Source organism: Sporosarcina sp. FSL K6-3457, assembly GCF_038007285.1.
Lineage (GTDB): Bacteria > Bacillota > Bacilli > Bacillales_A > Planococcaceae > Sporosarcina.
The window spans coordinates 2,707,333-2,732,746 of sequence record NZ_JBBOWX010000001.1 but is presented as its reverse complement, the minus strand read 5'-3'; the positions used below and the strand labels follow the sequence as shown (position 1 = coordinate 2,732,746).

Sequence of the window (25,414 nt, the reverse complement as noted above, 5' to 3'; positions counted from 1 at the left end):
ACGGTCCGGTTTATCTACTAGTGTGTAACCTGCTACTACTCCCCATTTTCTTCCGTAGAAAAGAAGATTTTCTCACACCTATCCTCGCAGTTGTAGCTGCATTTCTTTCCTATTTCTATATATCAGCAACCACTCCGCTCATGATGGAAGAAGGTCCTGCAACTCTTTCATTCACCTGGTCAGATACTGTGAAAATTGATGGTGGAAAAATGAAAGGCTTTGCCAAAACCTCATCTGGGCAAACGGTGTACGCCGTCTATTCCTTTACGAGTGAACAAGAAAAAATGCGCTTTCTTACTATAAATAGCTCATCGATGATTTTTACGATGTCTGGGACCTTCCGTGAGCCCGATATCCCCTCACATGACTACTCATTTAATATGACAAAATATATGAAGATGTACGGGGCGTCGGGTGTGTTTGAAGCAAACTTGATGATTCAGGTCGAGCAAAAATCGGGTATCCGAACCCGTCTATCCGAACAAAGGAATAATGTGAAAAAACATATCGTAGCGACATTTCCTGAAACACTCAGAGTAGAGGCGGAGGCGCTATTGATTGGGGATCGTAGTGGCATGGATGACGAGCTAGCGTCGAATTATCGGACGCTTGGCATTACCCATCTGTTTGCCATCTCAGGACTACACGTCGGGCTGCTGGCGTTCCTGTTCCGTGGAATTTTACTCAGAATGTCCATGAGGAAAGAGACTGTGGACATGCTGCTCGTTATCTTGTTGCCTCTTTACGCAGTTATGGCGGGTGGAGCCCCGTCAGTGTGGCGAGCAGTGTCAGTGACGATGCTCGTCCTTTTAGCAGCGTCAGGGCGGATAAGGGTCAGGTTAGATGATGCGCTCGCCATTAGTGCCGTCGTTTTGATCGTTTATCAACCATTTGTGGTGTTTCAACCAGGCTTTCAATTATCTTATTTGGCAGCTGGTTCAATTGTTTATTCATCGTCTTTGTTAGCGAAGGCGAAAACGGCCCTTGCGACATCATTTTACGTCACATCAATCAGCCAGTTGGCGCTCTATCCCGTGTTGTTATTTCATTTTCATGAGCTGAGCATATCATCCTTTGTTGTGAATCTTGTTTATGTACCTTTGTATTCGGTCATTATTTTACCTGCAAATATTTTATTTTTATTGACGACATTATTGTGGCCGAAGCTAGCTGATCTGTTGTTTCTGTTGTATGTCCCTTTGAGAGAGCTGGTTGGTAGTGCTACGAGTTGGCTTGCTGCATTGCCATACCAGTTATGGACACCTGGTAAACCAGATGCGCTATGTGCAGCACTAGCTGTTGTGGGCGTGTTGTTATTTTTTATTCATTGTGAGCGGAATGTTGCTGTTTTTCGGTCATTGCCTTGGGTTATCGTACCAGCAGTCATCATCCACATGATGCCTTATACGGACAGTACGTTGCGTGTGACTTACCTCGATGTGGGACAAGGAGATAGCATTGTTATTGAATTTCCTTATCGCCGAGCGGTTTATTTAATTGACACGGGTGGGACAGTTACATTTGGGGAGAAGAATTGGAAAACGTCGAGTAAACCGTTTGAAGTGGGGCGGAAAATTGTCGTTCCTTACTTGAAAGGACGAGGCATTACAACTGTCGACAAACTAATGCTGACACATGCAGATGCCGACCATATAGAAGGTGCGGATGAAGTGCTCGAAGACATCCGGGTGCGCGAAATCCATATTGCAGCTGGTAGTGACAAGGAAAAGGCGATGGAGAGTGTCATGCGCCTTGTAGAGGAGCAGCGAATTCCTCTTTTTCAGATGAAGGCAGGCGTTTCATGGCAGGAAGGTCAGACAGCATTTCATTATATAGGGCCGACAGATGGCGTATATAAAGGAAATGAAAGCTCCCTCATTTTGTACATGACGACGACAGGACCTTCGTTTTTATTTACAGGCGATATGGAGAAAGAGGGGGAACGACAGTTTTTACGCCGGTATGGACAAGCTGATTTTTCTTCATTTATTTTAAAGGCGGGGCATCATGGCAGCCGAACATCTAGTACAGAACCGTTCATTGACGCAGTGCGACCGGTATTAACTATTTTTTCGGCAGGTAAAAATAATCGCTATGGGCATCCGCATCCAGAAGTTGTTGAGACATTTCGCAAATATGATCTTCCAACGTTATCGACGGCGGAATCAGGTTCGATAACTGTAACCGTGAAAAAAGAACGTTATGAGGTTTCTGTCATGGCGCCGGCTCCATAAAAAAATAGCCTTGTCCTTCCGGTAAAGGAAGCTACAAGGCTATTTTTAGAAAAATATTAGCGTGCGACGATATCGATAATTGTAGCAATCAAAAAGATTGCTGTAAAAGCTACAAATGCTACTGCGAAGCCGATACCTGAATCGATAGCATCATTACGTTTGGACTGTACGTCGTGTTCAAAATCGTTCATTGCTACACCTCCTAATTCCATTATAGTATAGATGATAGCGGACGAAAAATCCAGAGCAATCAAACTTTTGTCCATGTTCGTCTGTAAATGACACAATTTGTTCAATTTAATCAGCAGGGAGCTTGAATTCCCTGCTGATTAAATTGAATCGAGGCGTAATTGATACAGTTGATTTATGATGTAGTATAATCGAAAGTGATAAATGTAGAAGAGGTGAGTAATGTGGCGACTGCAGTATGGAAAAAAATAGCCGCAGGGGAAATCGATTCAGTCTATCTACTAACTGGGCTCGAACAACATATATTTGATGCAACGATTGCGCGTCTAAAAAAAGCATTACCTGATATAGATGATGCGTCAGTCATTCGCTTTGATCTGGAAGAGAGCTCGATTGACGCGGTCATCGAAGAGGCGGATACGTTGCCATTTCTCGAGGATCGCAAGTTAATCATAGCAGGAAACGCTTCTTTTTTAACTGCGAAAGATAAAGGAAAAGAGAAAGTGACGCATAATTTGGAGCTACTGGAAGCGTGGTTAGCAAATCCATCTCCGACTGCAATTGTGGTATTTATAGCCCCTTATGAAAAGTTGGATGCTAGGAAACGCATTACGAAAAAATTGAAAGAACATGCGACGGTTATCGAAGCAGCTCGTCTTCAAGGCAAGGACTTATTTACATGGGTTCAACAGGAGGCAGGGGCACAGGGGGCGCGTATAGCCCCGCAGAATGCAGAACTACTTGTGCAAATGGCGGGGGATAGTCTATTAACGCTTTCTGCGGAATTGGCTAAAATGGCAACCTATTTGAGTGGAGAAGGAGACATTACAGCCGAGGTCATAGAATCTCTTGTACCGCGAACACCTGAAATGGATGTTTTTCGATTAACGGATGCTTATGTGACCGGACGTGTGGGGGATACGGTCTCTATTTACCATGATCTACTGCGTAATGGAGAGGAACCTATCATGTTGACATCACTCGTTGCAAGCCATATTCGTTTGATGATTCATGTAGGATCTTTACGCAAAAAAGGCTATCAACAAAATCAAATTGCTCAAACATTGAGTGTCCATCCTTATAGGGTAAAATTGATGATGGAAAACCGTAGTCTACCGAGTGAAGGGCGTCTACTGTTGATTTTAGATAAGCTAGCTGCAATCGATTATAAATTGAAATCAACAAGCGGCAAAAGAGAGCGGATATTGGAATTGTTTTTTATGGAGCCTTTGCGGAAGGGATAGAAAATAAGAACAAAAGCGCAAGCCCCTAAGCGCGAAATCTCTACGTCATAACTTATCCACAGTACGAGATTTTGTGGTTTTGTAAGCATAAAAAAGACCGTCCGGAAATTAAATCCGGACGGTCTTAGGCTTTATTAAAGTGCTTTTTTAGTAAGACGTGCTTTTTGACGTGATGCAGTGTTTTTATGGATAAGGCCTTTACGTGCAGCAGTGTCCATTTTTTTGATAGCATCTTTTAGAAGACCAGCAGCATCTTCAGCTTTCGCTTCAAGAGCAGCTTCAGCTTTGCGGACAGCGGTACGCATAGCGTGCTTTGTGTTTGAGTTTTGTTCGTTTGCAGCAGCGCTTTGTTTCACGCGCTTAATAGCTCCTTTGATGTTTGGCAATTCATTCACCTCCAATTTCAGGTAAGGCAAGAGTGTTTCCACGTAGTTTAGGATATCACTTTCACAACAAGCATTATTTTAACAAACCACGAGTTAGATTGCAACTAGAAAAGCCGAAAAGACCGCAATCGAAGTTTGCTGCGTGAGAAAAAATGTAGTTTGAAAAAGGCTGCCTCCTATTGATGGAAGAATATTTCCTCGCAATATCGCACAAACTGAGACATGAGGTGATTGGATGGCTAAGTATGATTTTTTTAGGACAGATTTATTAGACGAAAGTGAAGAAATGGTCCGCCACCGGACAGCGACGGAAAAAAATAGGTTGGAAGAGGCAGATGGTGTCACGTTTGGCGAATCAAGATTAGGACGTGTTATCGTCACGTCTGTAACCGTCGATGCGGAAGGCGAAAAAAGAATTGGTAAGAAAAAAGGGACCTACATCACGTTAACGGTTCCAGCGCTCACACCGGATGATTACGCTGGCATGAATGACTTGTCACGTGTGTTAATCGACAAGTTGGAAGAGATGCTTGCGGACTTGTCCGGTATTCAAAAAGGTAAAATTCTTTTCATTGGCCTTGGCAATCGGGATATTACACCTGATGCAGTAGGGCCAATGACAATGGACCGTTTGCGCAACATCGTACCTGATTATTATTCCGAAGACGGTAGCGAGGTATATGTCTATGCGCCGGGCGTGACCATCCAGACTGGGCTTGAAACAGCGGATTTTGTTAAAGCAGTTGCCGCGGAAATAAAACCAGATGTACTCATTGTCATTGATGCGCTGGCTGCTCGCAATAGTTCAAGACTATGTCGGACAATCCAGTTGACGAACACGGGCATTCACCCTGGTTCAGGAGTTGGCAACAGCCGAAAAGAAGTTTCAGAAGATACGCTTGGACTGCCCGTTATTGCAATTGGGATTCCAACAGTTGTCGATGGTCCTGTTTTGATTGCAGATGCCATCGATACAATGTTTGGCTATATCGCGTCCAAAATAAACGAAAAGGATAGCCCATCATCACGTCTTTCTGTAACGCCCTGGTTGCATAATGAAAGTAAAGATGCTGACCGTTCTAATCTACTTCCAATTTTCGGTGATTGGGCTTCGTGGCCGCATGAAGACCGCGTTCAATTATTTGAAGAAGTATTGACAAACCACGAGCTTCGGACGTTCATTTCACCAAAAGAGATTGATGCGTGGGTTTCTATTTATGCAGATACGCTTTCTGACTCGTTGGCTTCTTGGGTGTCTGACTTGAAAAAATAGGCATGATGCCGTTTTCCGACGCATATAGTTGGAGACGGAGGGATGCCAATTGAAAAAGACATCGCTAATTTGGGGCACACTTATACTTGTTCTCTTCCTATTTCCTGTTGCTATCAATATGTTCCCGAGTGAACAAACGGCGAAAGCGCCAAAGCTCATGAAAGAGACAACGTACATGGTCTATGCTGCAAATATTCTTGAAGAGGAAATAGTAGTTGCGAACCCAGGAACAGCGCTTCTATATTTCACCCATTCAAACGAAGCTTATAAGCCAGTGACAAAAGAAAAAAATGGTGTTATCGCTGTTTCTCATCAAACGGAAAATATTACTAAATTTGGTGAGAAACTAAAAACGCAACTTGCATTTAACGGTATTGAAACAGATGCGCTATTTGTTGACGTGCCGCATACTGGAGCTTATCGGTTAATTCGTCCGTATGTAAAAGAACAATTGAAGAAAAAAAAATATGATCTCATCATTGATCTTCATAGGGATGACCCTCCTAAAAATCGAACAACGATTTCCTATAATGAAGAAAATTATGCGAAAGTTGGTTTTGTCATCGGAATGGAGCATGCGAATTTTGAGCAAAATCGTGCCAAAGCGCTGTCGCTGAAAAAAGAGATGGAGCTACTCGTACCAGGTATTACACGTGATCTCATCATGAAGCATGGACCCGGGGTTGACGGCAAGTATAATCAGGACCTTGACCCCTCGCTTCTTGTTATTGAACTTGGAGGGATTGAAAATACGGAAGACGAACTGAATCGGACTGTTGCTGTTATCGCAAAGGCGGCGGCAACGGTCATAGAAAATTCTACACGCGCCGAATATTGAAGTCTAGGCCGTTCACTGCTATAATTCATATAGCTAAAATAGGAGTGAACTATACGATGAATTATGAGCAGAAATTGGCACGTCAGAAAAACATACGGAATTTCTCCATTATTGCCCATATTGACCACGGGAAATCAACGTTGGCCGATCGCATTTTGGAAAAAACGCAAACATTAACATCTCGAGAAATGAAAACCCAAACATTGGACTCAATGGATTTAGAACGTGAACGTGGAATTACCATCAAATTGAATGCTGTGCAGTTGACGTATACGGCGAAAGACGGGGAGGAGTATACATTCCACCTGATTGATACGCCGGGACACGTCGACTTTACATACGAAGTATCGCGCAGTTTAGCGGCTTGTGAAGGCGCAATCCTTGTCGTAGACTCAGCACAAGGAATTGAAGCGCAAACGCTAGCGAATGTCTATTTGGCGCTTGATAACGATCTTGAAATTTTACCTGTTATCAATAAAATCGATTTACCTGCAGCTGATCCAGAACGTGTGAAGCAGGAAATTGAAGATGTCATTGGATTGGATGCTTCAGAAGCAGTTCTAGCTTCTGCCAAGGCGGGTATTGGTATTGAAGACATTTTAGAGCAAATTGTTGAAAAGGTGCCTGCGCCTCAAGGAGATCCAAATGCTCCACTGCAAGCGCTCATTTTCGACTCGCATTATGACCCATACAAAGGGGTTATTGTTAATATTCGTATCATGCAAGGTTCGGTTAAGCCGGGTGACATGATTCATATGATGGCAACGGGAAAAAAATTCGAAGTGCTTGAAACAGGTGTTTTCACACCTAAAATCTCGCCACGTGATGAGCTAACAGTTGGCGATGTAGGTTATTTATCGGCATCTATTAAAAATGTTGGCGATACACGAGTGGGTGACACGATTACTAGCGTGGAAAATCCAGCGAGCGAACCATTGGCTGGTTACCGTCGCATGAATCCAATGGTATTCTGCGGTCTGTATCCAATTGATACATCAAAGTACAATGATTTACGCGATGCTCTTGAAAAATTGGAATTGAATGACTCGGCACTTGAGTATGAGGCGGAAACGTCACAAGCACTTGGTTTCGGTTATCGTTGTGGTTTCCTAGGCTTACTGCATATGGAAATTATTCAAGAACGAATTGAACGTGAATTCAATATAGATTTGATTACAACTGCACCAAGTGTTGTTTACAATGTTGTACTAACTGATGGATCTGAGTTGAAAGTGGACAACCCTGCGATGATGCCAGATGCACAAAAAGTCGATTATGTAGAAGAACCATATGTGAAAGCATCGATTATGGTGCCAAACGATTATGTAGGCTCTGTAATGGAACTGTGCCAGCAAAAACGTGGAAACTTTATCACAATGGATTACTTGGATTCAACACGTGTCAATATTATTTATGAACTGCCACTTGCAGAAATCGTCTATGACTTCTTTGACCAATTGAAGTCAGGCACAAAAGGCTATGCTTCACTTGACTATGAACTGATTGGCTACAAGCAATCGAAACTCGTCAAAATGGACATCCTGTTAAACGGCGAGCACGTCGATGCATTTAGTTTCATCGTCCATAGAGATTTCTCATACGAGCGCGGAAAAGTAATCGTTGAAAAACTAAGAAAACTAATCCCGAGACAACAATTCGAAGTGCCTGTTCAGGCGGCAATTGGCCAAAAAATTGTTGCGCGTTCAACAATTAAGTCAATGGGGAAAAACGTCCTTGCCAAATGTTACGGTGGAGATATCTCGCGTAAACGTAAACTTCTTGATAAGCAAAAAGAAGGTAAAAAACGTATGAAACAAGTTGGGTCTGTTGAAGTACCTCAAGAAGCCTTTATGGCTGTATTGCGGATGGATGAGGATTGAGTGTTGTAGGTATGCGGTTTGCGATTTTGGTGAATCATGAAAAATAGTGTTTTGCACCCGTGTTGCCCCCATAAGAGAAAGTTTGGGGGCAAACTATTCTAATTCACGCATGGCTTGTTCGAATATATCAATGGTTTCATCTTGCATCTTTTGTGTCAGATGTGAATAGGTGTCGATGGTGATTGCAGAACGACTATGTCCTAGTCGTGCTTGTATGTCCTTCACCTTTGCGCCGTTCTCCATAAGCATAGTGGCATGCGTATGACGCAAGCTGTGGAAGTTAAAGTCAATCCCTAGCTTTTCTTTCATCTTGCTGGTATTGTATTTAACAACAGCTGGCGTGATAATGCTCCCACATTCTTTCACGCAAACATGATCCGAATCAGTGTAATGGACGCCGTATTTGAGCTTATTCTTTTTAAGCCAAATGCGGTGTTTTTTTAATATATTGATGATTGAAGCTCCTAGCATGATTTGTCGTTCGGAAGAAACTGTTTTCGTTGTACCGAGAACCCATTCTCCTTCTTTGTTAATCATCGCCTGGTCTACTTGTAACGTCCCTCGTTCTAAATCTATACGTTTCCACATCAACCCGCATACTTCGCTCACCCGCATACCTGTATGCAGCCCTAGTTGAAAAGGAATTGTTAGAGGATTACCCTCAACACAATATTCATTAATTTTCTTCAAGCTCTCCATCGGAAGTATCTTTAAATCCTTCTCAGTGGTCTTTCTGATGTCGTATTTAGGCATGATGACATATTGCATCGGATTGTCTTTTAAATAGCCCCAAGGATGCACAGCCTGTCTTAGGGCGTTATTCACGACGCTTGCAAATATCTCCAAAGATTGTTTTGCATATCCTTCCCTGTACAAATCATTTACGAACTGTTGTAGAATTGCTGGCGTTAAGGATCGCAATCTGTACTTTCCGAGTGCCGGCTTAATTTGCAAACGAATAGCACGCTCATAAGCTAACAGCGTGTTGTGCTTCAAATTCACCTCTGCATATTCTTTGTACCAATAGTCCATGAAGTCGGCCAATGTAATTGTAGATGGCTCAAAGTGCAGTCCTGTATTTTCATATTCAGCCATCGCAGCCCTCAAAGCTCTTTCAGCTTCTTTCTTATCTGGACCAACAACACGCTCTACACGCTGCCTTTTGCCGTCCACAATCCCCATGTCGAAACGGTAGTACCAATTCTTTCCGCGTTTTCGTACTTCTCCTCGCATAATTAACACTTCCTTTTCTGATAGTATTAAAAAATTAAAGCACGTTCTGCTATGTGCATCACCTCCTTGGAGTATCAAGTGATTTAAGTTACTTCATTCACTTTCCTCTGGATTCTGTTCACTTCTTCTTTTTCTTTTTAATCGTTGATTGAATGTATTTTCACAAGTACTTCTTTTTCTACCGGGCAATGGTGGGCAAAATCTTCTACCTTCATGAATAATTTCGAAAAGATGCCCACAATTATCACAAACTTTAAATGAAGCATTCTTAACGATTGCTTGAATTAATTGATGATAGGCAACGGATAGTAAGTCTTGGTAATTTAACGAAATTTTTACGCTATTATTAATTGCTTCATACCTTATAGGTACTGTATTAGGTATGTAGTCATAGGCATTAAGGAAAGATATAATTATTTCAATTAGAGTTTTTTTAGTGCCAGACTTTTTGATTGTTCTTTTTTCACCCATAAAAGTGATTGTTTGACCATCAAATGCTTTGTAATATCTATCTTCTATTCCCTTTATTAGATTTTCATCCTCAGACTTCAAAGCGATCCAGCAATTAAATATAAATCTATAAATGGTTAGTTCTGTATAGAGTGGAAGCAGAAATGAGAATTGTATACAAATTATCCCGTCCTGAGTCCCATCGTCTCCGAGCCCGATAAGTGAACCAATTGGAATTCCAAAGCTTTTACTAAAATTCACCAATCTTTTTTCATCAAACGGTCTGACTTTCGCTAATTCAGTGTATAGCCCTTCAAGCTCAACCACATCGCTGATAGTTTTCACAGGTTTATTATTTAATGTCTCTGAATCAACGCTTATTCCCCCGAATTTTAGTATTTCTTGTTTATACTCATCTTCATTCTTGTAATCGAAATCAGCTACTTTCTTTTTCCAGATATCAAAATCTTCCTTCGTTGAAAAATAAATAACATCTTCGTATTTCCATTGTCCTGAACTTATTTCACCTTCTAATAAAATTGATATCCATTCGGTAGACTTCATCGGGGAAATATAGTGTGAATTATACTCAGATAATCCCTGCAACCTCTTATTCAATTCGCTGGGGTTAACAATCGAATAATCATCATAAACTAATATTTTCGAATTAAAATTTCCATTAATATCCACGGAAAATCACCTGTACCTCTCAAAATAATACTTTTGCGTTGTAGACATTATTTCGCCTATGTGCTATGTTGAATATACCACAAGTACAACAACAAAACAATATTGTGTGTGGTACATAGAAAGGGGTGATTTAGAAAATGTTTAAAAGAAATCAAGATATCAGGGATGCGAAAGGGGGCATTCCATTCTGGATAATAGCAGAACGTTTAGGGATTCACGAAAACACACTCCATAACTGGATGAAACATGAAATGGAGGTGGATCGCAGAACGCAGGTATTGAATGCTATTGAAAGAATAAGGTCGGAAATGGAGATGCCTAAATGAATCTAACGCTAGCAACACAACAACACTTTAATTCTATTCTCTGTGATTTTTGGATTAACGAAAAAGATGAGGTTTTCATGACAAGGGAACAAATTGGGCAGGCGCTTGAATATGCAGATCCAAGAAGATCCGTATCTAAAGTTCACGAGCGTAATTCAGAAAGATTAAATAAGTTTTCTACGGTGGTCAAGTTGACCACTCAGGCAGGCCTTCGTGAAACAACAATTTACAACGAACATGGAATTTATGAAATTGCTCGTCGTAGCGAACAACCTAAAGCAGATGATTTCTACGATTTTGTATACGAACTACTTTCAAAGTTACGCAAGGGTGAAGTAGTCCTTGTCCGACCACAAACTATTTCCGCAAAAGAAGAGTTCGAGATGCAATTGATTGGTGCACGATACGCATCTGAGATCCTACGCTTAGACACAACATCGAATGTAAGAATGCTAGAAACTGTTCACGAGCAACACGGTGTACCAACAAACCACCTTCCAGTATATGTGGATGAGGAAGTTACACTGCCATTATCTAAATTACTGAAAGAACATGAAGTAGGGATAGGTGCGGCGAAAGCGAATACGAAATTAATTGAACTTGGATTTCTAGAAATCAAAGAGCGTCCGTCTTCTAAAGGTGGTTTGAAAGAATTTAAATCCCTGACGGATAAAGGTTTGATGTTCGGAAAGAACCTTATTAACACACGAAATCCAAAAGAAACGCAACCCCACTATTACCCATCGAAGTTCAATCAATTAAAGGCGTTGTTGCATGTGGAGATGTAACAATGCGAATAGAAAGAGGTGCAAAAGCGCTTGTAAAATATCTTGAATCCATTCAGAGGATCTTCGCCGTGGGTATTGATATTCAAGCATTAATAAGGATCATTGGTTTCATGTTGCCTAGTTAAGTTCTCTACAGTTTCTTTAATCCAAGTCAACAAGGCATCGTATCAGTCTTCATCTTGCCTGTGTTTTTTAGGAATGTACTTCTTATTAATACGTTGTGTTTGGCGAAAAATGTGATCCATTGCTTCTATTAAAGATTCTTTTGCGTCATCACTCATAGGTTCACCAGAGAAATTCAATCCATCAGAACTTGTAAGGTCCCTTTTAAAATCTTCGAGTCGTTTCGCTATGTCTTTTTCATCTTTTTCAGTTAGGTTATTGTGACGCTTTTTATCTGTACGGCCTAGGAGGTAGTCTGTGCTTACATTGAAGTAGTCAGCCACTTTTTCTAACTTCTCTGAAGAAGGCTTGTTTTTCTTCCATGAATACATTGAATTTCTTCCGAAACCGACCTTTTCTTCTAGTTGAACAATTGTTATTCCGTATTCACTACAAAGTTCTTTAACCCTTTCAAACGTTGTCATATCAACCATCCTATACTGCTACAAACAATTATATTAAAGAACTTTATAAAAGTTTGTTGACATCTACAAACTTCTTTAATATACTTTGTTCATAAGCTGAATTATTTGCTAAAAGACAATAGAAAATACGACCTATACAAATACATTTTTTCGTTGGGGAACGGGCAAAATGTGCAATTACAGGCTTTTTCAAAGTCTTATTTAGCTATGTCTATATTCTATAATGTTCTTTAACTTTCGTCAACACAATTAGAGAATAATTTAGCTTGTGTATATTCGAGATCGCGCTGTGATACCGAGCCAATGACGGTATAAGATATTCAAACTATTAGCTTAAAGGAGGTTTAGTCATGTCTGAAGATTTAGCAATAAAAGTTAGGTCGGAATTATTCAAACGCAAGATGAGCCAAAAAGAGTTGGCTGGTTTAATCGGAATATCAAGTGTTTATCTATCTGATATTATCCGCGGACGTAAAGATGGACCGAAAGCGCAAGAGCACATTAAGCACATTTGTAAGATTTTAAATATCTGATTGGAGGTGTAACCATGCACGAACTACTCGATGTATCAGAAGTTGCAAAGCGCCTAAAATGCAATAAAAATACAGTCTACGACTTAATCAAGTCTGGAAGATTAGTAGGATTGAAACTTGGCCGTATGAAAGTTTCAACGATGGAACTGGATGATTTCATGCGGAGGTATGCAGGTCATGACCTAACTGATCCAAATAATATCAGACAGCTGGAGGTGGCATCGATTAGGTAAACCAGAATGAGAAAAGGGAGGAAAAGTAATTGAAGAATAACATCAAGGGTTTGAGCGATTCAAAGCGTGCAGAAATCGCTGCATTAGCAGAACAGATCTATCAAATTGGATTTAAAGATGGACAGGCATCAGCTGGGAAGGTCACGGCAGACGTGATTGAAAAGCAACTACTAGAATCTGAAATCGTTGCAAGGTTAGTCGATGTCACGGCGTTACGAGAAACCGTAGAAATACTTAGTGCGGCCGGTATGAGAAAAGGTCCCTTTGTTCTGCGGGAGATGCTACCGAATGGGGACATAAAAGAAACGCCGATTTCTCATGAAGGGTTCCTCAGTACCCAAATAAGTTGGGCCACTGAAACGATACTTGAAATGCTGGATGACTACTTTGACGAAAATGGTCAATTGTTGGTAGCACCCAAACAAGAATGAGAGGTCGGAAGTTTACTAGAAGCGAATATCAGCACGCTCTGACGGTTCTAGCGAATGCTGATGATTGGTTGCTGGTGAAGGTTGAGGAATGGACATGGGTAGTCATACATCGCTATGTAGGACAAGCTAAACAAATCAGAAGTGAAAGGTGGAATTGAGAACATGCTTATCAAAGAAGTTGTAAATGGCGTTAAGCATTATTTGAGTGTTGAGTCGAATTATAAGGATCCTTCAGAAGGACAAGCTGCACAGGATGCTGTTCTGTTTGAAATGGGGCGGTTATCGATAGGAAAACAGGAAATTGATTCAGTTGTTATTGTATCCGCTGATGATGCCCGTTCGTTTGCTAATTTGATTCTTCATACTTGTGATGAGATTGATAACGGGACAGTGAAAGGGATGGGGAATCAAGTCGCAGCAACCCCATCTGCAAATGAAGTTGCTGCTGCAAAAGAAGTATTAAGCATTTTTCATAAAAATAGTATCAGTTACCAGCAAGCAATATCCTTACTTTCGCCTATCGAAGATGAACTTCGGAAAAGTGCACTGAGGCAGACGGTCAGAAAGGTAAATCCGGGTCATTAATATCTACTTGGGCATCTACTCGGACAAACGGTTTCTTTCTGTGTCTCCAAAAAGAATCTCCCTCGTATGGTTTTTGATGAAAATAATCATTAGGATTCTGGGGGATTGGGCTTTCTGTTTCAACAACAGATATACCCCAAGATTTATTTTCAGCGTTTGTATGATACAAAACGTCGATAAAGTCCATGTAAGCCTCGCTGTATCTTCTGAGTGCTTCTACTGCTTTTTGTGGCACAGGGTTATCGCAATTTGGACACTGTATCGTAATCTTGTTAAACAGGTTTTCGTTAGCGATTTTAAACTTTTGACCACATGTATAACAGTTGAACATTAACATTATTAACACCTCCCGTCTCTGACACTATTCGACAGGGTAGGTAGGAAAGCCTGCTTTATTTACTAAGAATGGAGGTGAAAAAATGAATATAGAAGATGTCGTATTCTTTCTAACAAAAATAAACGATGGGTTTGAAGGTGAGGTATCGATTGGAATGCCTGTTATCGATGAAGGTAGGGCGTCCGTTGAAATTCGAATTAACGATGATCTGTATCAAATCATCTTGACGCAAGGATTTTTTGAGAATAAATAAAAAATCACTCAGGTCTGTGGAGGACCTAAGTGAACGCATTTCAAAATATATTACTACTAACATACCACAAGAAAAGGAGAATCTGCAATATGGAAAACACAAATATCGGCTCAATCCGACATATCAAAGAGACCAGTGATCTGTTTTGGGCGTACCAAGAGAAACACGGCGATTATTTTTTGATGGAGTACGGTTCGAAGATTAAGGAAGTTTTTGGATTCTTATTTTACAAAATGAGTACACAGGAACTCAGGGAAATGGCTTACTTACCAGACAATTATTTTGGTAGCCTCATGCGTGCTGAACTGAGGAAGAGAAGGGCCAAAGTAAAACTGCTGAAAGCTCATGGACGGCTTTGTAGAAAGGAGAGACAAGTATGCCTAATCAAGTAGCTCTTGCGGATACAGAGGAGAACAGAGGCTTATTGAATCCTGTTCACGACGATTTGTTAGCGATAACCCTACACGCCAAAGCGCGCGGTGTTAATTACTCTGATTATGATTCATTAAAAGCGTTCACGCATGCCTATCTTTCTTCCTTAGATACAAGGGCACTTATCTTCATTAAACATGCTCTAGATGCCACAGAGACGCCAGATGAGGTCTTGGACGCGGTTCTGGAAGCGAGAATGATGGATAGAGCTGCATCAGTGAATAGTATTTGATAAAGCTAAAGCAGGTGAGGTGAATGAGTAAGGGATTAGGTGGAGCGTTCCAAACGAGTCGGCAGATATTCGAAAATCCGATTTGGCAGGACGTAATAAAGTTCCGTTTATTCTTCTTTATAGTTGGCAATGCAGTCTTCTCTGAGAACGGAGTCAGAGTAGGAAACATCACTTTACAACGAGGTCAATTTCTCCGTTCTTATCGAAATTTGTCTTCTGATTTAGAGTACCTTGATAGTCGTTCGCTCAAAAAATACTCAATTTCAGTGATAAAGAAGAAAATCGATCAGCTAGTTGAAGAAAATAGTTTGATAGTTGAAGAGACTGAACTAGGAACACTATTCACAGTTGTTAATTATGCACAGTACCAAGGTTTAGATAACTATAAAAGTGTAACCAAGAACGGCGAGAGAACAGAGCGAGAACATCCCGAGAACGGAGCGAAAACAGAACGAGAACAGAACGAGAACAATAATAAGAATGTAAAGAAGGATAAGAATGATAAGAAGGTATTAAAAGATATTGAGCAAGACGAGCTTGCTCGACAATTTGAAACGCTGTGGAAAATGTACCCGAATAAAAAAGGGAAACCCAAAGCATTTACCAGCTTCAAGGGTGCGTTAAAAAAAGGCGTTGAATATCAAGTCATCGAAAACGGATTAAATGCGTATGTGAAATATTGCAATGCGACTGACTGGTATAAACCTGCCCATGGGTCTACGTGGTTTAATCAAGCCCGTTGGGATGACGACTACACAATTGATTCTAAAAGCGGTCGGCAAAGCGCAATGGATTTCGAAGCACCTAAAATAAATCACCCAGACGGCTTTGACTGGTGATTGTCTGAAAAACAGGAATTTAGAAAGGCGGTAGAGACAATGCAAACGATAGGGGATGTAATCAGCAACCTCAACAACAATCGGATGGGCTTAACTTCTGAAATTTGTTACGAACACAAAGTACTGGCAAATGGGAAAGAGTACGTGAAGGAAATTAAAAAAATTTCGTTTGATGGGGAAATCTTCTGCCCGATATGCGAAAGGGATCGCGCTTCTCAGGAATTGAGCGACGAAGAGGACGCTAAAATCAGGCTTGCCATGAGTCGCCGCAATTACAACATATTTCACGAACGAAGCATACTGACTGACATCGACCTGCTTGAAGCGTCATTTGGAAACTACGACCCTGGCGAACCAGATAGTGAAACGGATAAGAATAAAAAGAGCGCGCTGGATGTGTTTGAAAACTACAAACAAGGCAAGGTGTTTAATACATGGTTCACAGGACTTCCTGGTGTTGGTAAAAGTCACTTATCCATGTCTATTCTACGAAACTTGAACGAGTGTGGTAAGAAGGACAAGCGCTGTCTGTTCGTGAGTGTAGATGAAATGTTGTTGCGGATCCGGAATAGCTTCAGTGACAAAGAAAGTCGCTATACAGAATATTACTTTTCGGACTTACTGACGAGTGTTGACTACCTAGTATTGGATGACCTTGGAGCAGAAACTGGCGGGACTGGGACAACGAAGCAAGCAACAGACTTCACGTTGAGAATCCTCTACGCTATCGCAAACGGTCGCCAGAACAAATCTACTATCATCACAACCAATCTATCGAAAGACGCGCTAGTGAGGATGTACGACCCTAAATTGGTGTCTCGGCTGATGCGAAATCAATACCGAATCGGTTTTAAAGATACCGTGGATAAACGATTGGGGAACATTGAATTTTGATCTAAGGACAAGTTGTCCCTAGTTGCTACATGTAACATTCAAATAAAACTGTGGGAGGAATTAAATTGATAGAAAAAGTAATGCTGCCTATCGAAGTGGCTGGCGCAATTGAAAAATTACGGGGTGAAGGATTTACTGATTTCGGGATAATTCAAGGCATGTCAACAGGAAAAGGTTTGTTCAATACGCTGAACCAGTGGAGTTATATAAACAACTGCCGAAATACGGACAAATTACTTTCTGCGATTATCAACGGGTACGAAATTGAGCAAGACGAAGTAGGTGTCAGCAAGCTGAGTACATCGGATATCTATTTGGGGTTAATCGCGTTAGCTTGCCAGGACGAAAAGAATAGCTGGTTCCTTAAAGGGGCAGCGGATGCGATTTTGAATGAAAGCAATCAAGTGTGGATTCTGTGGCAGGAATTGAAAAGTGCGCGTGAACAGAATTATGAGCCTAGTGAAACGACTGAGGATCCGGACGGTTTGAAAAATGAATTACCACTAGTTGAATCAGCCGGCGAAAAAGAAACATCTTCTTCTGAATGTCAATCAAAGAGGGACGGAAATTCAGATATAGAGGAATTCATAGGTGGGATAAATGTTGATGATGCTTTATTAGGCAAAATTGTAGAGCGAGTTGAACGATTTCTTTTAAAGCGGCAAAGCACAAATGAATTTCAGGAGGGGAAATGATGAAATTAAGAACTAGGGAATTTAACAGGTCCATGGTAACGGCAGACAACATTTCTGAAATCTCAGCGCGTGTATCACCAGGAATAACTGACTCGGGTCAAGGATTGATATTCGGAGCTGCTTGTTACGAGGCAGGCATGATTGAGATGCTACGAGGGATTGCTGCGGAAGCCTTGGAGTTTGGAATGGGAAATATTCTTGTGACTCGAAACACGAAGAAAGCATTGAAGGAACAGGTAGAAAAGTCTGAAGAACTCCGTCAGAACCTAAACGAAGATACTCTTGTCTTGCTAGAAGAATATGAAGATGCCACGCAAAATGCAGCCGATAGAGATGCGGAAGATCATTTTGTAGAGGGATTTATTCGTGGATACGCGTACTTGAAGCGTCAGGTCGAATTTGGAACTTATTTTGGGGTAAGGGGGAGCGGCGGATGAATGATCTGATGCTTTTTGAAGGGCAACACGAAGTGATGATTCTGACTAAGAATGATCTCACGTTTGACTTTCATGGTGATTTTCTCATTTTGGCAAGCAATGTTTCAAAAGCTCTGGAATACACAAGAACTGAGGAAGTAACAAAGTTTTGTAAAGAAGGTCAGGTCTTCATTGTTAGAAATAGCGACCTTTCTATTTCGGCGTTAAACCGAAATAGAAAATTGCACAATACAGGAGAAGCTTTTATAACTAATTTAGCATTAAACCGCGTATTTGGTAAATCTGAAAAACCCAAAGCTGAACCATTTCAAGATTGGCTATACGAAGACGTGCTTCCGTCAATTCATAAACACGGCGCTTACGCAACTCCGCAAACGCTGGATAACATGATTGACAATCCAGAGTTTGGGATTAAGGTTCTCACAGCCTTGCAAAAGGAGCGTAATGAAAATAAAGCCCTGCAAATTAAGTCTGCTGAAAAGGACAAGGTTATCGAGGAAATGAAACCGAAAGCGGCTTATACGGACATCGTTTTGAAAAACAAAGGCCTAGTCACCGTCACGCAAATTGCGAAAGATTACGGAATGACTGCTCAAGAAATGAATGATTTGCTTTATAGTTTGCAAGTCCAATATAAACAGAGCAAGCAATGGTTGTTGTACAAGAAATACGCCGACAAAGGGTATGTCCATTCGAATACTATTCCGATTACCAGGAGTGACGGTACACCGGATATTTCAATGAGTACGAAATGGACGCAAAAAGTAGATTGTTTATTTACGAGTTACTTAAAGCGGATAAAATTCTGCCGGTGATTGAAAGGGATTTAGAAACTAAGAGGGGTGAGATTGATGGTTGAGCTGAGAGTCATCAACGGGATTAAGAAAGAGAAGCCAGATTACTTTTCGTTGTATTCAACCGCATTTATAAACACACTTGAAAGTGCCGTGAAAAAATTTTCCGAGTTTAAAGACTACGACTTAGATACTCGTAGAAAAGCAGTTTGGTCAGGCGTGAAGATGATTAACACTTCGAAATCAAGGAGTAAAGATCGCAAAGGATTAGAAAACAGATTTGGTCTAATTTCATCGATTCAGGCAATAGCAAGCGGATTAACACCAAGAGAATTCCAAACAGTTTTCCCTATCGAGAAAAGTTACGACGGGGAAAAGTACCAGGTGAAAGATTACTTTTATACTAAAAAGTATATTGAAGAATTCGGTGAAGATAAAGTAATAGGGGAAGATATCGAAGAGTTTTTAATGGAATATGATAATTGGACCGTTCGTATCTTCATGGTGGAAATGATGTCTACAGCCAGTGATCTTCGCCGTATGGAAGGTGGTAAGGGAATCATGGAAGAGTTTCTTGAAGAGCAAGGCGTTACCACTTCTACGATGTTCAAGGACGATAAAGGCGAGGAAATCCTCATAAACAACGACACTGGCGAAGTTCAAAAGGTGCGCAAGCCACGACCAAGATATTTGAAAGTCGTAAAATAAAAAACTCACTTTCTAAGCGGCAACTTAGAGAGTGAGCAATACAAGGGCAGCACCCCAATAACATCTATCATCAGTATAACCTGAATGCTGGAATTTTAGAAGTGGGTGCTGTCTTCATAAAGGAGGAAAGCAGGCTTATGGATATAAAAATCGACGGAAATGGTTTGAAAAAAATTTGCGCGAATGTATTCGGCAGGAAAACACAAGAATTATCGACGAATGTAACTTACAAGGTGTAGCTAAATTACAACTCCTAGGGGTCGATAACTCATCAAGTCCAACAAATAGTGTTTCGGTAAACAGTCTTGAAGTGCGATTTTAATTAAACGAGAAACTTGTCCAGTGATGAATTAAGAACTAACTTATCGTGATCTTTTAAATAGTTCCAAGGAAATTCCCAAGTCTTATTACTCGAGATAGCCCTTAAACTAAAAGAAAAAGGATTGCCATATGTTTGATGATTTAAATGGTCAAATATTTCCTTTAATAAAATTTCAGTTGAATCAGATATTTCATATTCAACCTTAAAATGGCTTGGTGCTGGAGTATTAAATAAACTCCCTTCGTGAATGTATTCTAATTTATCTAATAGAAATTTTATAGTACTAAAAACAAATGATTTGTTTTCAGTTGGAACTATTATTTCATCGGCAAATAGTGAAATAGATTCGGCTAAGTTTAAAACATTGGTAAAAGTAATTTGTTTACTATATTCTAATCCATTTTTTCTGAATGAAAATAATAGGTTACCGTCGTTATTAGTACCCCAACTTCCATGAATAATCTGATTTCTATATACTGCAAGATTTTTATATAGCTTAAAAAATGTTTCTAGTAACGGTTTTTCTAGATTAATTGATGTAGGTAATAAAAAGCCTGATTCTTGAGACAAGATCTCATAGTTCTGAATTTTTTTAGCAAATTGCCATGAAGTCGAACCGTTTTCTTTTAAAATCCATTCAAAAATCATATCAAGAGTTTTAAATGAAGTTACAAAAAGTAAAGGACTTAATTTTTCAAGGATTTCAACACGTTTACTCGCTCCCAATTCATTCTTAATCATGAGGTGATGATTGATAGTTCCGTTAATTTCGAATCTGATTGTCCTATTTGAAAGGACGCCTTTATATTTTTCGATTGCAAGGATAGATTCTTTTAGCACCCATTTTTCATATCCGAGTTTATCCTTTAACTCATCAGTCACAAACAAAATGATTACCCCATTTCATATTTTTTCATTGAACGAATCAATTATCGCATAAATAGTTTTGAATAAGAACTACTCGGAATTAGTTCACCAATAATTACTAACCGTCGTTAGAGATGGAGGGAGTGAGGATGCGGCGTCAGGGAGGCGAGTCGATGGAAAGTGTGTCCGCGGTGGACACCGCTGAACCTTATGAAACTGAGATCAGAAAAGATAACATCATACAGGATCAGCAAAGCAAAATTGATCAACTGAAAGCTGAACGTGAAACGACTAAAATAAAAAATCTGGTGGAGGTAGGGTGAATAGGATGAAGGCACAAGTTATGAGTGGCCAAATGGTTTACAAAAACTTAACGGCGAAGTTTAGCGATCGAGAATATGCAATAATGAAAGTTAATTTATGGATGCACATGCTAAACGACAGAATGAAGCCGACTAAGTGGCTAAAACCAAATAAGAACGGCACGAAGGTGAATTTCGATTACATTCATAGTCAAGAGGAATATGACCAGGGACTTGGTGAGTTGGACGTTTACCTGCAGGAGATTAATCGGCAGTTCGGTTTTGATTTTAGTATCAATCGGGACGAGAAATGAACTCGCAGGACAAGCCGTTAAATGGAGGTTTCATCTGCTCGAAGCATCTCATCGGATACATCGGCGCCTGTCCTTCTTGCGCTAGCGAACAATACAAGCATCCGTACTCGAAGAAGATGGTTAAAAAACAGCGGCAATGGAAGAAGAAGAAGGGGTGATTTGAATGGATCCGGTTACTTGGAAAGATATGTTCGGGAATGAGCATGCACTAATTAACGGTAGCGGAGATGATGTCTATTATATTACCTCTGCACGCCTTGATTATGCCGGAGATCCGCTGACGCAAATAATGTCGCGTAAAGCAATGAGGGAATTCATAAATGAGGTGGATAAGGATGACTAAAAAGGATTCGGAAAGGTTATACGTGATAAAAGATACTCACAGAAGGTGTGTAAGATTGTCCGTTGATTCAATTTCATGGCTTATCGAACAAGCTGAACGGGTTCAGGAATTAAAAAAGGGAAACAGGCAACTAACAGAAGCGATAGGTGGCTTCGTGAAGGCTGTCGAAATTTATAGCGGAAAACCAGTTGAAGTTGCAATGAAGGAGCTTATTGAGCTGGCAGAAGAGGTGGATAAGGGTGACTGAAAACGATAAAAGACGACTATCAAGCATTATTAATGTGTGGAATGAAACCAAAAGAATAGAAAATATGCACCCCGATTATGTGAGAGATGTAGATTGGGTGATGCAAGAAGCAAGGAACAAGCACGACATCCAACAAGAAAACGAAGAAATTACAGGATTTATGGTAAAGATGCGTGATACATTTACCGATGATGATAGGCGAGCGGAAGGTCACGGCATGGAGGATATAGTGAGTTGTCCTACTGCGGTCGCCCAGTACGCATTAAACAAATTAGAACGAACAATTGAGGACAACAAGCGATTGCGCGTAGCTATTGTTCTTGCGCTGAACGAACATAAGTGGAATAACAATGTATCCGCTCAGATATTAGAACAAGCATTGGAAGTGTTGGAATGACTTCTCCTAGAATGAAAGAATTACAAATTAGTTCCCAAGGCATCCTGAATATTGATACAATGGAACTACCAGAGTCATGCGTCGTTGTAATCAGTGATGGTAGGGCAAAGTTGGCTGATTTACCTCCACACGCTAATACAACGATTAAGACACACAAGGGGATAGTGACCCGTGTTAACTGGGATGAGGGGGAATCGTTTTGAGTGATAACAAGATTGAGAGGAATGTATTATATTCTATCATCTTGGCATTAATATTAGTCCTATATGCCTTAATTACAGGAATGATCAATTCGATTTTTGGATTTACTTTTGTTATCGGTTTTGAAAGTTCGTTCTGGGGTCCCGCATCAACATTTTTAGGCGCATTATCAGGAGCGGGGATAACTGGGGCTTTAGCCATCAGAATAAATCAAAAAGAGTCTCAAAGACTACAGGATTTAGAGATGGAACAATCGTATAAAGTATTGAGGATTTTAAATCATTACTCTAAAAATCTATACGAAGAGTTAGAATCGATTCTATTTGCAGAAAATAGTTATAATGAACTTAGAGATCCGCTGCAAGACGTTCCGATGGATGAGATTAGCGAAGGAGAATACGCGCCCCAATACTACCCAGACGAAGAACTCGCTGCGTATTATAGATTAACCAAGCCACTTCTTGAAGCAAAAAGAACGTCTGCACAAAGATTTATAGACGAGTATAGAAAATTCCGCGAAATCAACACAGATAATTTAAATTTAGATCAATTGGACAAGTATTTGGGGTTAATAAGTCAGTTTAAATTATTCGTATTACCTGTTATGAACGAAATAACAGAGAAAAACAATCGCAGAATAAAAGAATATGAAAAAGAAAAAATTCAAATTATTTTTATGGAACTTTCTAAGTTTACAAGTATATGAGTCCCCGCCAGTCAACTGGAGGACAACGATTGATTACAGCATTGCGCTGTGTCATTTGTTGTCCTTTTTTATATTCAAAAGGAGGAAAAGACAATGGAAATCAATCAAGTGCGGTTGGATGAAATAAAGGCGGAACTCGCTGAACGTCACCAGTTATCAATTGAGGAAGTTTCAAGAATGATTGACAACGTGATTATAGGAGTCACAGGGATGGTGGAATGGCTTGTGCCGTTTGTAGAGCGATTAACGAAGTTGTGGAACCAGACAAAAGACGTTGCCATAGAAAATTACGAGAAATCACTTTGGAATACAGGAAATGAAGCAATCTGCGGTTGGGACCTTAAATGGGATACACGCAAACGCAGTCAGGTTATGTCAAACAAACCGAAATTCATGGTTCGCAAAATAATTCGTTGAGGTGATAGTTATGAGAACTCTTCAAAGTGAGATTGTCAGAAACGGGCTTTTGCAGGCTTGTACAGGCGAAGTAGAGCGGAAGAATACCAAGAGTAGGGATAAGCCGAAAGAACGGCTATCACGGCGGGAGTTAGAGGGTTTGATGGGTGTTCGTAGGGATACATACAAACGGGGACCTGGCGGGGCATTTAGAAGACGATAAGGGAGATGGCAGCATGGAGAAAATCGCACAATTAATCAAAGATTATCGTTGGATGAAAAATGAGATAAATAGATTGCAGTCTATCATTTGGGGCGGTTCAACACCGATGAGGTCTTGGGGTGTTGCGCTATATGGAATCGAAGCAGCTATGCCAAGGGGGAGCAAGGGGAAAAGTTATGCTGAATTGGATGCAATGGATATTCGGGAAAAGAATCAGTTAGATCGGCTGGAGAAGTATGAAAGAAACGTATATGCGTTAGAGAAAGCGCTTGATATCTTGGAGGATGAAAGGCAAAAGATCATCTATGATTGTTTGTTAGATGACATGACGCATAGACAAATAGCGGAGCATCTTTCTATGTCCAAAGATTATGTGCGGCACCAGAAGAACGATATTATTAGCCAGATTAGCCAAAGTAGCCAAATAACCGCTATTTTGCAATCGAATAAACAGCTAGAGTATACTTAAAGGCAGGTCGGGGAGTTGGGTCGTTCGAAGATCACGCTACTCCGACATTTATGTTATATAAGAGTGACACACACGGTGTCGATTTGTGTATAAATATGGTATAATCAGAATGGGAACTAGGCTCATTACCGAAAAGAAGGCACCCACCTTCCTGTCCCTCTTTTAGTGTATCGGGGACAACTTGGGAGGTTGTTGTTATGAGTAAATTGCTATTGGACGAGCATCCTTTGATGGTCATGCCGAGGTTGGCGTCGAAAATAGGCTTAAATGAATCTATATTTTTGCAGCAAGTCCACTATTGGAATGAAATAAATAAGAAGTCGAACAACAATTACAAGGATGGTCATTATTGGACATTTAATAGCGTGGCTGGTTGGTCGGAACAATTTCCTTTTTGGAGCAAAAACACAATACAGAGAACTATAACGAATTTGGAAAACATGAAATTACTTGTTACAGGAAACTATAACAAATTAAAAATAGATCGAACTAAGTGGTATAGAATTGATCACGATGTGCTACAAGCCTTAGAGGAATCACCATTCACCCAAATTGGGGTAACCAATATACCAAAGTGGGTTGAACATTTATCCACATTGGGGTTACCATTACCAGAGATTAATTCAAAGATTAAAGCAAAGACTACTCCAAAAAGATACCTCATTACAGAAACCGCTAATGAGGGTTATGTTTTTTCCTACTATAATTTTAAATTTAACGAGAAGTTCAAAAAGAATCATCCAACGATAACCGGAAATCAATTGGTTGATTTAGAATGTAGGTTTGGCGAGATAAGAAATGAACTGAATTTATCAGATGGCACATTGATAGAGTGTATAGATTCACATTTTGATAATTTAGCAGACAGTAACGATGGAAAGATATTCTCGTTCATTGGAGAGAGTTATGCAACGACGCCAATACTAAGATACGCAGATATAAGCTGAGCATCCTTAACAGGGTGCTTTTTATATTTTGAAAACTATGCATCATACAGTCATCCAATAATCGTTGACTAGTGAAAAACGCTCGTTTAGATATGAGGACAGAATTCATTAGAAACTCACAGGACTGGATATGGTGTGTAGTTTTGAGAATATAAAGGA

The 25,414-nt window shown here is 40.3% G+C and carries 39 protein-coding genes; 32 read left to right on the top strand and 7 right to left on the bottom strand.

Annotated features, from left to right (window positions below):
- The first annotated feature begins 20 nt into the window (after positions 1 to 20).
- Positions 21 to 2,234 carry a DNA internalization-related competence protein ComEC/Rec2 gene (locus tag N1I80_RS13535; RefSeq protein ID WP_340738394.1) on the top strand — a complete coding sequence of 738 codons (2,214 nt, stop codon included), beginning with the start codon at positions 21 to 23 and terminating at the stop codon, positions 2,232 to 2,234.
- A gap of 56 nt (positions 2,235 to 2,290) precedes the next feature.
- On the opposite strand, the gene N1I80_RS13530 is transcribed toward N1I80_RS13535, so the two are convergent.
- A complete protein-coding gene (locus tag N1I80_RS13530) occupies positions 2,291 to 2,425 on the bottom strand; it encodes a YqzM family protein (RefSeq protein ID WP_340738393.1) in 135 nt (44 codons plus the stop codon).
- A gap of 222 nt (positions 2,426 to 2,647) precedes the next feature.
- Here N1I80_RS13530 and holA point away from each other — a divergent pair, with 222 nt between their 5' ends.
- Complete coding sequence (gene holA / locus N1I80_RS13525) at positions 2,648 to 3,667, top strand: DNA polymerase III subunit delta (protein ID WP_340738392.1); 1,020 nt, start codon at positions 2,648 to 2,650, stop codon at positions 3,665 to 3,667.
- A 134-nt stretch (positions 3,668 to 3,801) separates the two neighbouring features.
- Here the strand turns inward: holA and rpsT are convergent, their stop codons facing one another.
- Complete coding sequence (gene rpsT, locus N1I80_RS13520) at positions 3,802 to 4,053, bottom strand: 30S ribosomal protein S20 (RefSeq protein WP_340738391.1); 252 nt, start codon at positions 4,051 to 4,053, stop codon at positions 3,802 to 3,804.
- A gap of 235 nt (positions 4,054 to 4,288) precedes the next feature.
- Here rpsT and gpr point away from each other — a divergent pair, with 235 nt between their 5' ends.
- From gpr to lepA, 3 genes are read left to right on the top strand one after another with little or no spacing between them, the layout of a single operon-like run.
- Positions 4,289 to 5,326 (top strand): GPR endopeptidase, encoded by a 1,038-nt coding sequence (gene gpr / locus N1I80_RS13515; protein ID WP_340738390.1) that lies wholly within the window; start codon positions 4,289 to 4,291, stop codon positions 5,324 to 5,326.
- Between the two features lie 49 nt (positions 5,327 to 5,375).
- Positions 5,376 to 6,164, top strand: a complete 789-nt coding sequence (spoIIP, locus tag N1I80_RS13510; RefSeq protein ID WP_340738389.1) for a stage II sporulation protein P — start codon at positions 5,376 to 5,378, stop codon at positions 6,162 to 6,164.
- A 56-nt stretch (positions 6,165 to 6,220) separates the two neighbouring features.
- Positions 6,221 to 8,044 carry a translation elongation factor 4 gene (lepA, locus tag N1I80_RS13505; RefSeq protein ID WP_340738388.1) on the top strand — a complete coding sequence of 608 codons (1,824 nt, stop codon included), beginning with the start codon at positions 6,221 to 6,223 and terminating at the stop codon, positions 8,042 to 8,044.
- 93 nt (positions 8,045 to 8,137) lie between these two features.
- Here the strand turns inward: lepA and N1I80_RS13500 are convergent, their stop codons facing one another.
- Positions 8,138 to 9,277, bottom strand: a complete 1,140-nt coding sequence (locus N1I80_RS13500) for a tyrosine-type recombinase/integrase (RefSeq protein WP_340738387.1) — start codon at positions 9,275 to 9,277, stop codon at positions 8,138 to 8,140.
- A gap of 93 nt (positions 9,278 to 9,370) precedes the next feature.
- Positions 9,371 to 10,417: a hypothetical protein gene (locus N1I80_RS13495; RefSeq protein ID WP_340738386.1), complete on the bottom strand. Its 1,047-nt coding sequence runs from the start codon at positions 10,415 to 10,417 to the stop codon at positions 9,371 to 9,373.
- 137 nt (positions 10,418 to 10,554) lie between these two features.
- Here N1I80_RS13495 and N1I80_RS13490 point away from each other — a divergent pair, with 137 nt between their 5' ends.
- Both N1I80_RS13490 and N1I80_RS13485 read left to right on the top strand, forming a co-directional pair.
- Positions 10,555 to 10,743 carry a hypothetical protein gene (locus N1I80_RS13490; RefSeq protein ID WP_340738385.1) on the top strand — a complete coding sequence of 63 codons (189 nt, stop codon included), beginning with the start codon at positions 10,555 to 10,557 and terminating at the stop codon, positions 10,741 to 10,743.
- A complete protein-coding gene (locus N1I80_RS13485) occupies positions 10,740 to 11,531 on the top strand; it encodes a BRO-N domain-containing protein (RefSeq protein WP_340738384.1) in 792 nt (263 codons plus the stop codon). The genes N1I80_RS13490 and N1I80_RS13485 overlap by 4 nt, the downstream gene beginning before the upstream one ends.
- Positions 11,532 to 11,698: 167 nt before the next feature.
- On the opposite strand, the gene N1I80_RS13480 is transcribed toward N1I80_RS13485, so the two are convergent.
- Entirely contained in the window at positions 11,699 to 12,118 is a 420-nt protein-coding gene (locus N1I80_RS13480) for a helix-turn-helix domain-containing protein (protein ID WP_340738383.1), read from the bottom strand.
- Between the two features lie 350 nt (positions 12,119 to 12,468).
- Between N1I80_RS13480 and N1I80_RS13475 the strand changes: the two genes are divergently transcribed.
- The 5 genes from N1I80_RS13475 to N1I80_RS13460 are packed head-to-tail and all read left to right on the top strand — an operon-like array spanning position 12,469 to position 13,900.
- Positions 12,469 to 12,651: a helix-turn-helix domain-containing protein gene (locus N1I80_RS13475; RefSeq protein WP_340738382.1), complete on the top strand. Its 183-nt coding sequence runs from the start codon at positions 12,469 to 12,471 to the stop codon at positions 12,649 to 12,651.
- 14 nt (positions 12,652 to 12,665) lie between these two features.
- Positions 12,666 to 12,884: a helix-turn-helix domain-containing protein gene (locus tag N1I80_RS13470; protein WP_340738381.1), complete on the top strand. Its 219-nt coding sequence runs from the start codon at positions 12,666 to 12,668 to the stop codon at positions 12,882 to 12,884.
- A 29-nt stretch (positions 12,885 to 12,913) separates the two neighbouring features.
- Positions 12,914 to 13,315, top strand: a complete 402-nt coding sequence (locus N1I80_RS13465) for a hypothetical protein (protein WP_340738380.1) — start codon at positions 12,914 to 12,916, stop codon at positions 13,313 to 13,315.
- Complete coding sequence (locus N1I80_RS23380) at positions 13,312 to 13,473, top strand: DUF6906 family protein (RefSeq protein WP_445683655.1); 162 nt, start codon at positions 13,312 to 13,314, stop codon at positions 13,471 to 13,473. The genes N1I80_RS13465 and N1I80_RS23380 overlap by 4 nt, the downstream gene beginning before the upstream one ends.
- 4 nt (positions 13,474 to 13,477) lie before the next feature.
- Positions 13,478 to 13,900 carry a hypothetical protein gene (locus tag N1I80_RS13460; protein ID WP_340738379.1) on the top strand — a complete coding sequence of 141 codons (423 nt, stop codon included), beginning with the start codon at positions 13,478 to 13,480 and terminating at the stop codon, positions 13,898 to 13,900.
- Here N1I80_RS13460 and N1I80_RS13455 read toward each other — a convergent pair.
- Positions 13,875 to 14,237: a hypothetical protein gene (locus N1I80_RS13455; RefSeq protein WP_340738378.1), complete on the bottom strand. Its 363-nt coding sequence runs from the start codon at positions 14,235 to 14,237 to the stop codon at positions 13,875 to 13,877. The genes N1I80_RS13460 and N1I80_RS13455 overlap by 26 nt on opposite strands.
- 82 nt (positions 14,238 to 14,319) lie before the next feature.
- On the opposite strand from N1I80_RS13455, the gene N1I80_RS13450 reads away from it, so the two are divergent.
- The 9 genes from N1I80_RS13450 (at position 14,320) to N1I80_RS13410 (ending at position 19,521) form a co-directional block, all read left to right on the top strand.
- Positions 14,320 to 14,490 (top strand): hypothetical protein, encoded by a 171-nt coding sequence (locus tag N1I80_RS13450; protein WP_340738377.1) that lies wholly within the window; start codon positions 14,320 to 14,322, stop codon positions 14,488 to 14,490.
- Positions 14,491 to 14,579: 89 nt separating this feature from the next.
- Entirely contained in the window at positions 14,580 to 14,882 is a 303-nt protein-coding gene (locus N1I80_RS13445; protein WP_340738376.1) for a hypothetical protein, read from the top strand.
- Positions 14,867 to 15,154 carry a hypothetical protein gene (locus tag N1I80_RS13440; protein WP_340738375.1) on the top strand — a complete coding sequence of 96 codons (288 nt, stop codon included), beginning with the start codon at positions 14,867 to 14,869 and terminating at the stop codon, positions 15,152 to 15,154. Before N1I80_RS13445 ends, N1I80_RS13440 begins: the two co-directional genes overlap by 16 nt.
- A 23-nt stretch (positions 15,155 to 15,177) precedes the next feature.
- A complete protein-coding gene (locus tag N1I80_RS13435) occupies positions 15,178 to 15,993 on the top strand; it encodes a hypothetical protein (RefSeq protein WP_340738374.1) in 816 nt (271 codons plus the stop codon).
- 39 nt (positions 15,994 to 16,032) lie between these two features.
- Entirely contained in the window at positions 16,033 to 16,887 is an 855-nt protein-coding gene (locus N1I80_RS13430) for an ATP-binding protein (protein WP_340738373.1), read from the top strand.
- 65 nt (positions 16,888 to 16,952) lie between these two features.
- The gene (locus N1I80_RS13425) at positions 16,953 to 17,582 is read left to right on the top strand and encodes a hypothetical protein (RefSeq protein WP_340738372.1); all 630 of its coding nucleotides are present in this window, start codon (positions 16,953 to 16,955) and stop codon (positions 17,580 to 17,582) included.
- Entirely contained in the window at positions 17,582 to 18,019 is a 438-nt protein-coding gene (locus N1I80_RS13420) for a DUF6809 family protein (RefSeq protein ID WP_340738371.1), read from the top strand. The genes N1I80_RS13425 and N1I80_RS13420 overlap by 1 nt, the downstream gene beginning before the upstream one ends.
- Positions 18,016 to 18,834, top strand: a complete 819-nt coding sequence (locus N1I80_RS13415) for a phage antirepressor KilAC domain-containing protein (protein ID WP_340738370.1) — start codon at positions 18,016 to 18,018, stop codon at positions 18,832 to 18,834. The genes N1I80_RS13420 and N1I80_RS13415 overlap by 4 nt, the downstream gene beginning before the upstream one ends.
- A gap of 36 nt (positions 18,835 to 18,870) precedes the next feature.
- Positions 18,871 to 19,521 (top strand): hypothetical protein, encoded by a 651-nt coding sequence (locus N1I80_RS13410; RefSeq protein ID WP_340738369.1) that lies wholly within the window; start codon positions 18,871 to 18,873, stop codon positions 19,519 to 19,521.
- Between the two features lie 322 nt (positions 19,522 to 19,843).
- Here N1I80_RS13410 and N1I80_RS13405 read toward each other — a convergent pair whose 3' ends face one another.
- The gene (locus N1I80_RS13405; RefSeq protein ID WP_340738368.1) at positions 19,844 to 20,731 is read right to left on the bottom strand and encodes a hypothetical protein; all 888 of its coding nucleotides are present in this window, start codon (positions 20,729 to 20,731) and stop codon (positions 19,844 to 19,846) included.
- A 128-nt stretch (positions 20,732 to 20,859) separates the two neighbouring features.
- On the opposite strand from N1I80_RS13405, the gene N1I80_RS13400 reads away from it, so the two are divergent.
- The 11 genes from N1I80_RS13400 to N1I80_RS13350 all read left to right on the top strand — a co-directional run bounded on the left by N1I80_RS13400 (position 20,860) and on the right by N1I80_RS13350 (position 25,255).
- On the top strand, positions 20,860 to 21,033 hold the full coding sequence (locus N1I80_RS13400; protein ID WP_340738367.1) for a hypothetical protein: 174 nt from the start codon (positions 20,860 to 20,862) through the stop codon (positions 21,031 to 21,033).
- Between the two features lie 5 nt (positions 21,034 to 21,038).
- Positions 21,039 to 21,326, top strand: a complete 288-nt coding sequence (locus tag N1I80_RS13395; protein WP_340738366.1) for a hypothetical protein — start codon at positions 21,039 to 21,041, stop codon at positions 21,324 to 21,326.
- Between the two features lie 163 nt (positions 21,327 to 21,489).
- A complete protein-coding gene (locus tag N1I80_RS13390; RefSeq protein WP_340738365.1) occupies positions 21,490 to 21,669 on the top strand; it encodes a hypothetical protein in 180 nt (59 codons plus the stop codon).
- Between the two features lie 55 nt (positions 21,670 to 21,724).
- Positions 21,725 to 21,916: a hypothetical protein gene (locus N1I80_RS13385; protein WP_340738364.1), complete on the top strand. Its 192-nt coding sequence runs from the start codon at positions 21,725 to 21,727 to the stop codon at positions 21,914 to 21,916.
- A complete protein-coding gene (locus tag N1I80_RS13380; protein WP_340738363.1) occupies positions 21,909 to 22,313 on the top strand; it encodes a hypothetical protein in 405 nt (134 codons plus the stop codon). Before N1I80_RS13385 ends, N1I80_RS13380 begins: the two co-directional genes overlap by 8 nt.
- Positions 22,310 to 22,516, top strand: a complete 207-nt coding sequence (locus N1I80_RS13375) for an XtrA/YqaO family protein (RefSeq protein ID WP_340738362.1) — start codon at positions 22,310 to 22,312, stop codon at positions 22,514 to 22,516. The genes N1I80_RS13380 and N1I80_RS13375 overlap by 4 nt, the downstream gene beginning before the upstream one ends.
- Positions 22,513 to 23,220 carry a hypothetical protein gene (locus tag N1I80_RS13370; RefSeq protein WP_340738361.1) on the top strand — a complete coding sequence of 236 codons (708 nt, stop codon included), beginning with the start codon at positions 22,513 to 22,515 and terminating at the stop codon, positions 23,218 to 23,220. The genes N1I80_RS13375 and N1I80_RS13370 overlap by 4 nt, the downstream gene beginning before the upstream one ends.
- A gap of 93 nt (positions 23,221 to 23,313) precedes the next feature.
- Complete coding sequence (locus N1I80_RS13365) at positions 23,314 to 23,637, top strand: hypothetical protein (RefSeq protein ID WP_340738360.1); 324 nt, start codon at positions 23,314 to 23,316, stop codon at positions 23,635 to 23,637.
- 10 nt (positions 23,638 to 23,647) lie between these two features.
- Positions 23,648 to 23,839, top strand: coding sequence for a hypothetical protein (locus N1I80_RS13360; RefSeq protein ID WP_340738359.1), 192 nt, complete (start codon positions 23,648 to 23,650; stop codon positions 23,837 to 23,839).
- A gap of 13 nt (positions 23,840 to 23,852) precedes the next feature.
- On the top strand, positions 23,853 to 24,308 hold the full coding sequence (locus N1I80_RS13355; RefSeq protein ID WP_340738358.1) for a sigma factor-like helix-turn-helix DNA-binding protein: 456 nt from the start codon (positions 23,853 to 23,855) through the stop codon (positions 24,306 to 24,308).
- Positions 24,309 to 24,505: 197 nt separating this feature from the next.
- Positions 24,506 to 25,255 (top strand): replication protein, encoded by a 750-nt coding sequence (locus tag N1I80_RS13350; protein WP_340738357.1) that lies wholly within the window; start codon positions 24,506 to 24,508, stop codon positions 25,253 to 25,255.
- The last annotated feature ends 159 nt before the right edge of the window (positions 25,256 to 25,414 follow it).